The sequence below is a fragment of the Shewanella sp. 0m-8 genome (genome assembly GCF_052977265.1).
This window is the reverse complement of the sequence record NZ_JBRIMB010000059.1, coordinates 19,778-29,222: the sequence shown is the minus strand read 5'-3', so window position 1 is coordinate 29,222 and position 9,445 is coordinate 19,778. Positions and strand designations below refer to the sequence as shown.

General features: G+C 43.1%; 8 protein-coding genes and 6 tRNA genes. 5 read left to right on the top strand and 9 right to left on the bottom strand.

Going from position 1 to position 9,445, the window contains the following annotated elements:
• Position 1: 1 nt before the first annotated feature.
• From ACVBIO_RS19490 to ACVBIO_RS19450, 9 genes are all read right to left on the bottom strand, one after another.
• Positions 2–76 (bottom strand) — tRNA-Gln (locus ACVBIO_RS19490).
• 50 nt (positions 77–126) lie between these two features.
• Positions 127–211: transfer RNA gene (locus ACVBIO_RS19485), tRNA-Leu, on the bottom strand.
• Between the two features lie 106 nt (positions 212–317).
• Positions 318–394 (bottom strand) — tRNA-Met (locus ACVBIO_RS19480).
• 5 nt (positions 395–399) lie between these two features.
• A tRNA-Gln gene (locus ACVBIO_RS19475) sits at positions 400–474 on the bottom strand.
• A 49-nt stretch (positions 475–523) separates the two neighbouring features.
• Positions 524–608 (bottom strand) — tRNA-Leu (locus ACVBIO_RS19470).
• A gap of 163 nt (positions 609–771) precedes the next feature.
• A tRNA-Met gene (locus tag ACVBIO_RS19465) sits at positions 772–848 on the bottom strand.
• A 585-nt stretch (positions 849–1,433) separates the two neighbouring features.
• Positions 1,434–2,525 carry a redox-regulated ATPase YchF gene (gene ychF / locus ACVBIO_RS19460; protein ID WP_447162512.1) on the bottom strand — a complete coding sequence of 364 codons (1,092 nt, stop codon included), beginning with the start codon at positions 2,523–2,525 and terminating at the stop codon, positions 1,434–1,436.
• 53 nt (positions 2,526–2,578) lie between these two features.
• On the bottom strand, positions 2,579–3,163 hold the full coding sequence (gene pth / locus ACVBIO_RS19455; protein ID WP_447162511.1) for an aminoacyl-tRNA hydrolase: 585 nt from the start codon (positions 3,161–3,163) through the stop codon (positions 2,579–2,581).
• Positions 3,164–3,482: 319 nt separating this feature from the next.
• Positions 3,483–4,682 carry an FAD-dependent monooxygenase gene (locus ACVBIO_RS19450; protein WP_447162510.1) on the bottom strand — a complete coding sequence of 400 codons (1,200 nt, stop codon included), beginning with the start codon at positions 4,680–4,682 and terminating at the stop codon, positions 3,483–3,485.
• Between the two features lie 323 nt (positions 4,683–5,005).
• On the opposite strand from ACVBIO_RS19450, the gene ACVBIO_RS19445 reads away from it, so the two are divergent.
• The 5 genes from ACVBIO_RS19445 (at position 5,006) to corC (ending at position 9,418) form a co-directional block, all read left to right on the top strand.
• Positions 5,006–5,335 carry a hypothetical protein gene (locus ACVBIO_RS19445; RefSeq protein ID WP_447162509.1) on the top strand — a complete coding sequence of 110 codons (330 nt, stop codon included), beginning with the start codon at positions 5,006–5,008 and terminating at the stop codon, positions 5,333–5,335.
• A gap of 95 nt (positions 5,336–5,430) precedes the next feature.
• Complete coding sequence (miaB, locus tag ACVBIO_RS19440) at positions 5,431–6,858, top strand: tRNA (N6-isopentenyl adenosine(37)-C2)-methylthiotransferase MiaB (protein ID WP_447162508.1); 1,428 nt, start codon at positions 5,431–5,433, stop codon at positions 6,856–6,858.
• A 159-nt stretch (positions 6,859–7,017) separates the two neighbouring features.
• Positions 7,018–8,058 carry a PhoH family protein gene (locus tag ACVBIO_RS19435; RefSeq protein ID WP_447162507.1) on the top strand — a complete coding sequence of 347 codons (1,041 nt, stop codon included), beginning with the start codon at positions 7,018–7,020 and terminating at the stop codon, positions 8,056–8,058.
• Positions 8,051–8,521 carry an rRNA maturation RNase YbeY gene (gene ybeY, locus ACVBIO_RS19430; protein ID WP_442529483.1) on the top strand — a complete coding sequence of 157 codons (471 nt, stop codon included), beginning with the start codon at positions 8,051–8,053 and terminating at the stop codon, positions 8,519–8,521. The genes ACVBIO_RS19435 and ybeY overlap by 8 nt, the downstream gene beginning before the upstream one ends.
• Positions 8,522–8,548: 27 nt before the next feature.
• Positions 8,549–9,418 (top strand): CNNM family magnesium/cobalt transport protein CorC, encoded by an 870-nt coding sequence (gene corC, locus ACVBIO_RS19425; protein ID WP_447162506.1) that lies wholly within the window; start codon positions 8,549–8,551, stop codon positions 9,416–9,418.
• Positions 9,419–9,445 lie beyond the last annotated feature (27 nt).

Below are 9,445 nucleotides of genomic sequence, written 5' to 3'. Positions count from 1 at the left end.
ATGGCTGGGGTACCAGGATTTGAACCTGGGAATGCCGAGATCAAAACCCGGTGCCTTACCGCTTGGCGATACCCCAAAAAATCTTTTGTCACTAATGACGAGTAAACTCATCATTATTTTAATAAATGGTACGGGAAGAGAGACTTGAACTCTCACACCTTGCGGCACCAGAACCTAAATCTGGCGTGTCTACCAATTCCACCACTCCCGCACTGCATCTAGTTTTACATCTTGATTAAGATGGCAGCTGATCATGGCGTGTCGAATATCAACATATACCAATCTCACACTGACTCCATTTTACATCTAGAGAAAGATGGTAGCAATGGCGGGATTTGAACCTGCGACCCCAGCATTATGAGTGCTGTGCTCTAACCAACTGAGCTACATTGCCAAAGATGGCTGGGGTACCAGGATTTGAACCTGGGAATGCCGAGATCAAAACCCGGTGCCTTACCGCTTGGCGATACCCCAAAAAATCTTTTTTACTAATGACGAGTAAACTCATCATTATTTTAATAAATGGTACGGGAAGAGAGACTTGAACTCTCACACCTTACGGCACCAGAACCTAAATCTGGCGTGTCTACCAATTCCACCACTCCCGCACTACATCTGTTTTTACATCTTGATTAAGATGGCGTTCGAACTAGGCGTGTCTAATATCAACACCCACTATTCTTACACAACATCAAGTTTTACATCTAGATAAGATACTCAATATTTTATATCCTGAGAAGATACCTCACTAACTAAGTTAGTAGAGGAAGATGGTAGCAATGGCGGGATTTGAACCTGCGACCCCAGCATTATGAGTGCTGTGCTCTAACCAACTGAGCTACATTGCCATCGTTTCTTTTCGTCCCCCTGTCTGGGGAACGGGGCGTATTATGCTTATTCAGGTGAATCAGGTCAACTGCTTTTTTTCGCAAATTTACCGAAAAAGCATTGTTCGGCGATAACTTCACCAAACTGAGCAACAGATATGCAAAAAAGGGCCTATCGAGAGAGAAAACTTAATACTTTGAGGAATGCTGTTCACTGGTTTTCGGTAAAAAACCGTCTTTCTTTGCCACTGTCATCACTCAATAGCTATACCTAAGCTTACTCAATGAGTGCTTTTTAAACTTAACGACACCTAACTTAACAACTAAATTGATTAAAATTACATTGAGCTATCGAGTGTCTTTAAAGTAATAGAGCCTCTGCACTCGTAATAATCCACATCGAACGTGTATAAGCCTGCTCAACGCTACATTATTAGAGTCGACGCTGAGCTAAAAAGAAAAGGTTATAGACCTGATAGTATTTATAGTAAGCAAAACCTGTAGGCAAAAAAAACGGCGGCTAAATTATTAGCCGCCGTTTGCATATTTTAGTAAAAAGCTTTAGTTAAAAGCTCTAGTAAAGAGCTCTAGTATCAAGCTATTCCCTTATACGTTAAATAGGAAATGCATCACATCGCCATCTTTAACGGTATAGGTTTTACCTTCAACACGTAGCTTGCCCGCTTCTTTCGCGCCAGCTTCACCTTTGTAAGTAATGAAATCGTCATAAGCCATAACTTGTGCACGAATAAATCCACGCTCAAAATCTGTATGGATAACGCCAGCAGCTTGCGGAGCACTTGCACCGACACGCACAGTCCAAGCACGAACTTCTTTTACACCAGCTGTAAAATAAGTTTGTAGATTTAGTAGCTCATAACCAGCACGAATAACACGGTCAAGACCAGGCTCTTCGAGGCCAAGATCAGCCATAAATTCATTACGGTCTTCAGCATCCATCTCTGCAAGCTCAGACTCAATCGCCGCACATACTGCAACAACCACTGCGTTTTCTTCAGCAGCAATGGCTTTCACAATATCTAAATGTGGGTTATTTTCAAAACCATCTTCAGCTACGTTAGCAATGTACATAGTAGGCTTAAGTGTCAGGAAGTTTAGGTAGCCAATCGCGGCTAACTCTTCTTTACTTAAATCCATTGAACGTAGCATTTTGCCTTCGTCCAGTACCGGGCGCATTTTTTCAAGCACTGCCACTTCAAACTTAGCTTCAGTGTCGCCGCCCTTTGCGCGCTTAGCTTGACGAGTAATCGCACGCTCGCACGAATCAAGATCCGCAAGTGCAAGCTCAGTGTTAATCACTTCGATGTCGCTCGCTGGGTCAACTTTATTCGCTACGTGAACAATGTTGTCATCTTCAAAACAACGAACAACGTGACCAATTGCATCAGTTTCACGGATGTTAGCTAGGAACTTGTTACCTAGACCTTCACCTTTCGAAGCACCAGCAACTAGACCTGCAATATCAACAAACTCCATTGTTGTTGCCAATACACGCTCAGGCTTAACAATGGCAGCTAATGCGTCTAGACGTGAATCAGGTACAGGAACAACACCTGTATTAGGCTCAATTGTACAGAACGGGAAGTTTGACGCTTCGATGCCAGCTTTTGTTAGTGCGTTGAAAAGTGTTGATTTACCAACGTTTGGCAGGCCTACGATGCCACATTTGAAACCCATATTGTTACCTTTAATATCAATGAATGACTTGAAGCAATGCTCCAAGCACTTGTTTATGCTTTAAAAGAATGCAGTCTATGCATCGCCTTTGCCATATCTTGGTTGAACAAGACTTCTGTCGAACGTACCGCTTCATCAATTGCAGCGTCCATCAGTTCTTGATCCGTTGGAGAGGCCTTACTCAGCACATAATTGCTCACCTGACTCTTATCACCAGGATGACCAATGCCAATACGTAAGCGGTAGAAGCCTTTATCATTTGCTAATTTTGCAATGATATCTTTAAGACCATTATGGCCACCGTGACCACCACCCAACTTAAATTTCGCTACACCCGGCGGCATATCAAGCTCATCGTGTGCAACTAATATCTCTTCAGGTGCGATGCGAAAAAAGTTCGCTAACGCGCCTACCGACTTACCACTTAAATTCATAAAGGTTGTCGGGATCAACAGACGAACATCTTTGCCATGCAAGGTAGCTCTCGCCGTCATGCCGAAGTATTTACTGTCTAATGTTAATGTGGCACCACAGACTCTAGCGAGTTCTTCAACGTACCACGCGCCAGCATTATGACGAGTCCGTTCGTACTGCGCGCCGGGGTTTGCAAGCCCAACTATCAGTTTAATATTGCTCATAGTACCCAGTCTGTATTTGCCTAATTTATGTTTTGCCGTCGATAAAACACACCAACAACAAAATTAAAAACGCGGCATTTTAGCACTCAAATAGCCTGCCAACAAATTATACGCCAATATCGTTTAAACATGATGCCGAGCTCAGGCTCTATTTGCCCCCAAATATGATGCATTTTTCGAAAGGGCCTAGAAAAAAAACAATGGAAATCGACAAAAAAACCGAATAGGTAATATTCGGTTTTCATCTTATGCTTATGCTTATGCTTATGCTTATGCTAACGCCTATGGTGTCAAATTAGTCGAGACAACCATTTTATAATTAAAACCCCATTGCGTATTTAAGTACCTGCTTCTTAATTGGGCCGTCGATATTGGCCAGTTTCAGTGCACCATTACGCAGAAGTTTTAATGGCAAGATGTCGTTACTAAAGCTTGCATAGAACAGATCCATGGTCGACATCATCAACAAATTATCTCGATAGCGGCATTGTTGATATTTTTCTAACACCTTACTGTGCCACCAGCCTTTCTCATCCTCTAAATGGCTAGCAATAGTATTGATTAAGGCATCAACATCTTTAAAACCTAGATTAACTCCCTGCCCTGCCAGTGGGTTAATCGTGTGCGCGGCATCACCGAGGATCACTAAGTTATCTCGGTAGTAAACTTGTGCATGGCGGCGAGTCAGCTTAAAACTTGCCTTATTAACCACGTTAAAATCGCGGTCTAAACGCGCAGGGAAGTACTGAACGATTTGTGCTTTTAAGGCTAAATTATTGAGCTGAGAGAGCTGAGCTATTTTATTCGCGTCGTCATACCAAACTAATGAAGCATTATTGCCGGGTAATGGCAATAATGAACGTGGACCACTTGGCGTAAACTGCTGCCAGGTGACATCTTGTTGTTTAGCCGCGGTTTCAATATTAATCAGCATCGCTGACTGCGCATAATCCCAGCCAGTGATTCCAATATTGGCCCATTGGCGCACCATAGAGTTGGCACCATCAGCGCCAATCAGTAAACGTGTCGTCAATGAATCACCATTATCGAGTTTAAGCGCTATCAAATCTTGAGCTGGTGTCCGAGAAAGCATCGCAATCTTGGTTGGACAATGTAGCGTGATATTATCTAGCTGCTCCATGCGCTGCCAAAGTGCTAATTGGATCAGGCGATTTTCGATAATATGGCCTAAATGAGGTGAGCCAATTTGGTCACTGTGGAAACGCGTAATACAGCCATCTAGCTCCCACGTTTCTAGACCTTTATAGGCTACCTTACGCATGGAGTCTAAACCTGACAGAGCACCTAAGCGTTCAAGCAATGCTTCAGACGCGGCACTGATCGCAGAAACCCGTAAATCTAATGGCTGCTCACTGTCATAGGCTTTAGGAGCAAACGCTTCGACTATCGCAACCTTTAATCCAAGTTGACCAAGACCAATCGCTGTCGCGGCGCCGACCATTCCGCCCCCCACAACAACTGCATCATATAGATTGCTTTCAGTACTTGTCTGTTCCACCGCTTTGTCTCCTGACAACTAAACTCATTTTTCGCTACCGAGTTTACACCTAAAAAGCATCGACATTAGCGCTTTATACAAGAAAGTTTGCACTATTTGATGCCCATCAGATTATCCCTGCCTTGAATTGCTCATCCCCGTGCTTCATCAAGTAAAATTTGACCGCTAAGCGCTACAAAATATGTCATTTGATGTCAAATATGGGTCTAACGTGTATAAATGTGTCTGAACTGGCTTTTACTCACACCTGCTTACAAACCGTCGGGCTTAGCTGCAAACCATGCCATACACTCAAGTTATCTAATGGATATATCCATAGAGAAATGAGTGAGGATAATATGAAAGTCATTGCCTACGCTATACTATCAGCAGCGTTAGTAGCGCCCTCGATAAGTTATGCCAACGACAGTCAAAATCAGATCGAGCACATCACTGTCACTTACCGAACTCCATTTGAATACGCCATGTATCAATACACGAGTGATATGTTGCAAGATTTCAACCAGCAAGTGCGGGTAGAAATCCAACAGCAAGCCAAGTCGAACATCATGCAGATGGCTAAGGAGCAAGGCTTTATTAGCAGCCAAGTTGCGAAAGCTGAACAACCAAATAAAACCGTATTAAATTCAGGAGTATTAAAATCGGCTGAATAAATTCACTTTATTAACGGCTAAATGCTAGCCACAGGCTAACTTAGGCGTTAAAATGTCGCGCTATTTTTTCGGTGCTTCTAGAGTGATACAGACTGATGAGTAAAAAACTCCATATTAAAACTTGGGGCTGTCAAATGAATGAGTATGACTCTTCTAAGATGGCTGATCTTCTTGACGAATACGAAGGTTATACACTAACAGACAATGCTGAAGAAGCTGACGTGCTGCTGCTGAACACTTGCTCTATTCGTGAAAAAGCACAGGAAAAGGTTTTTCATCAGCTAGGGCGCTGGAAAACATTAAAAGATAAGAAGCCAGGCCTAATTATTGGCGTTGGTGGTTGTGTTGCCTCACAAGAAGGTAAAGCAATTAAAGAGCGTGCGCAGTGTGTTGACCTTATTTTTGGTCCACAAACCTTACACCGCCTGCCTGAAATGATTGATCAAATCAAAGACGGAAAGAAAGCGGTAATCGACGTTAGCTTCCCTGAAATTGAGAAGTTTGACCGTCTACCAGAGCCTCGCGCTGATGGTCCAAGTGCATTCGTGTCAATTATGGAAGGTTGCAGCAAGTACTGCTCTTTCTGTGTTGTGCCTTATACACGTGGTGAAGAAGTTAGCCGACCACTTGACGATATCATTCTTGAAATCGCCCAGTTGGCTGAACAAGGCGTGCGTGAAGTAAACTTATTAGGTCAAAACGTAAATGCTTATCGTGGCGCAACCCACGATGATGAAATCTGTACTTTTGCAGAGCTTTTACGTTACGTGGCAGCAATTGATGGCATCGACCGTCTACGCTTTACCACTAGTCACCCGATTGAGTTTACGCAAGACATTATTGATGTGTATGAAGACACCCCTGAATTGGTGAGTTTCTTACATTTACCAGTGCAATCAGGTTCTGACTTGATCCTAACGCAAATGAAACGCGGCCATATGGCAATCGAATATAAGTCGATTATCCGCCGTTTACGTAAAGCGCGTCCTGATATTCTAATCAGCTCAGATTTTATCATTGGTTTCCCTGGTGAATCGAAGCAAGATTTTGCTGACACAATGAAGCTAATTGAAGAGATCCAATTCGACCATAGCTTTAGTTTTATCTACAGTGCGCGCCCTGGCACGCCGGCAGCAGATCTTCCAGATGATGTTAGCCTAGATGAGAAAAAAGAACGTCTGGCCATTTTGCAAGATCGCATCACCCAGCAAGCAATGCGCTATAGCCGCCATATGGTAGGCACTGTGCAACGTATCTTGGTTGAAGGTCCATCGGTTAAAAATCCAATGGAGCTTCGCGGTCGAACTGAAAACAGCCGTGTAGTGAACTTTGAAGGTATGCATAAACATATCGGTAAATTTGTCGACGTAGAGATTGTAGACGTGTATACCAACTCTTTACGCGGTGTGTTTATCCGTGGTGAAGATGAAATGGATCTACGTCGTGATCTGCGCCCATCAGACATCACTGCAAAGTATAAGCAAGATGATGATTTAGGGGTTACCCAGTTTAAGCCTGCTTAAACTAACAATACCCAAACTAGAATACGCAAAAGGCGGCATCCTGAGATGCCGCTTTTTTCTTCTTAATTGCCTTTGAAAAATACCATTCGCAATTATTGAATATGCCTCGTAAACTAGCATTATTAGCGAAAACCCGACGTCGATAAATGGAGTGAATTTTTGTCAAACAAGTTAACTACGCTCAACCTATATTTAGAGCCAGCGGAAACCCGTAGACTAGCTTCACTTTGCGGCCCATTTGATGACAACATCAAGCAGTTAGAGCGCCGCATTGGCGTTGAAATTAGCTACCGCAACAATCACTTTCAAATTGTTGGTACGCCGCGTAACTGCTTAACTGCTAATAATCTACTCAGAAACCTCTATATCGAAACGCAGCCACTTAAAGGCAGCACACCTGATTTAGAGCCCGATGCAGTACATATTGCGATTCAAGAAGCGATAGCCCTTGAGATGGAAGCGCCTCGCGATGACAGTGAGCTTTTTATCAAGACCAAGCGTGGCGTGATTAAACCCCGCAATCCAAACCAAAGTGACTATGTGCGCAACATCGTCACTCATGATATAACTTTTGGTATTGGTCCCGCTGGCACAGGTAAAACCTACCTTGCCGTTGCAGCCGCAGTTGATGCATTAGAGCGCCAAGAAGTTCGTCGAATTTTACTCACTCGCCCGGCTGTTGAAGCTGGTGAAAAATTGGGTTTCTTACCCGGTGACTTAAGTCAAAAAGTAGACCCTTATCTGCGTCCGCTTTATGATGCGCTATTTGAGATGATGGGCTTTGAGAAAGTCGAGCGTTTAATCGAGCGCAACGTGATTGAAGTCGCGCCGCTTGCCTATATGCGCGGCCGCACATTAAATGATGCGTTTATTATTCTCGATGAAAGCCAAAATACCACGGTTGAACAGATGAAAATGTTCTTAACCCGTATTGGTTTTAACTCACGAGCAGTGATCACTGGCGACATTACACAAATTGATTTACCTAAGCATCAAAAGTCTGGCCTGCGCCACTCAATTGAAGTGCTCGGTGAGGTCGATGAAATTAGTTTTAACTTCTTCCAAGCAAAAGATGTTGTACGCCACCCCGTGGTTGCGCGCATTGTTGAAGCCTATGAAGCTTTCGAGTTAAAAGCACAATCGAGTAAAGGCAATAAAGATAGCCAATACCAATTACAGGAAACTGCTAACCATGAGTGATAATCAAACGGTTATCGATCTTGATGTTCAAATTGCTGTTGAAGGTTTTCAACTACCAACACAAGCTGAACTGGAACTTTGGGTCAAAACTGCACTCAGAGATACTATGGATGAGGCAGAATTAACGATTCGTATCGTCGACGTTGAAGAAAGCCAAGAGTTGAATAACACTTATCGTGGAAAAGACAAGCCGACAAATGTATTGTCTTTTCCCTTTGAAGCACCACCGGGCATTGAGCTACCATTATTAGGTGATTTAGTGATTTGTGCGGCGGTAGTAGAGCAAGAAGCAATTGATCAAAATAAACCACTAATCGCACATTGGGCACACATGGTTGTACATGGTTGTCTCCATCTGCTAGGGTATGATCATATTGAAGACTCTGAGGCTGAAGAGATGGAGTCATTAGAGACCCAACTCATTGAAAGCCTTGGTTATACTAATCCTTATGAGGAGCAATAATTGGCTCACCAGAGTCAAGAAAACACTATGAGTGACGATATCCCACCGAGTACTAACGCCCACAAGAAGGGCTGGTTAGAGAAAGTAAGTCAGTTGTTCCAGGGCGAACCGCAAAATCGCGAAGACCTAGTTGGCGTAATTCACGATGCAGAGATGCGTGAAGTAATCAGCGAAGACACTCGCGAAATGATTAAAGGTGTCTTAGAAGTATCCGATCTACGTGTAAGGGATATTATGATCCCACGTGCACAGATTGTAGCTATCCAAATAAATGATTCAGTAGAAGATGTACTTTCTACCGTGATCAGTTCAGCACACTCCCGTTTTCCCGTAGTCAATGAAGATAAAGATCATATCGAAGGCATTTTGCTTGCGAAAGACTTGATTCAGTATGGCTTTAAAAACAATGAGCATCCATTTGAATTACGCCAAGTAATTCGACCTGCAGTTGTTGTTCCTGAGAGTAAGCGTGTTGATGTCTTACTAAAAGAGTTCCGCTCTCAACGTTACCATATGGCGATTGTTGTCGATGAGTATGGTGGAGTATCTGGACTTGTAACAATTGAAGATATTCTCGAAGAGATCGTTGGTGAAATTGAAGATGAATTTGATCATGACTCAGCTGAAGAGACTGAGATCAAGCAGATCGCGAAACAAGTCTTCATGGTAAAAGCGCTCACTCCAATTGATGATTTCAATTCAACATTTGGTACAGAGTTCAGCGACGAAGAGTTCGATACAGTCGGTGGTATGGTATCTCATGCCTTTGGCCACTTACCTGAGCGTGACGAAAAAGTCATGATCCAGAATATTGAATTTAAAGTTGTTAATGCCGACACCCGTCGCTTAATTCAACTTAGAGTAAAATTTGCAGATAACAATCATAGCAATGATTAGACGGTTGCCTAGCAACTAACTCCGTTA

Coding starts and splice junctions, on each gene's coding strand:
- ybeY (WP_442529483.1), top strand. CDS start 8,051: ATGAGTGATAATCAAACGGTTATCGATCTTGATGTTCAAATTGCTGTT.
- ychF (WP_447162512.1), bottom strand. CDS start 2,525: ATGGGTTTCAAATGTGGCATCGTAGGCCTGCCAAACGTTGGTAAATCA.
- miaB (WP_447162508.1), top strand. CDS start 5,431: ATGAGTAAAAAACTCCATATTAAAACTTGGGGCTGTCAAATGAATGAG.
- pth (WP_447162511.1), bottom strand. CDS start 3,163: ATGAGCAATATTAAACTGATAGTTGGGCTTGCAAACCCCGGCGCGCAG.
- ACVBIO_RS19445 (WP_447162509.1), top strand. CDS start 5,006: ATGAGTGAGGATAATATGAAAGTCATTGCCTACGCTATACTATCAGCA.
- corC (WP_447162506.1), top strand. CDS start 8,549: ATGAGTGACGATATCCCACCGAGTACTAACGCCCACAAGAAGGGCTGG.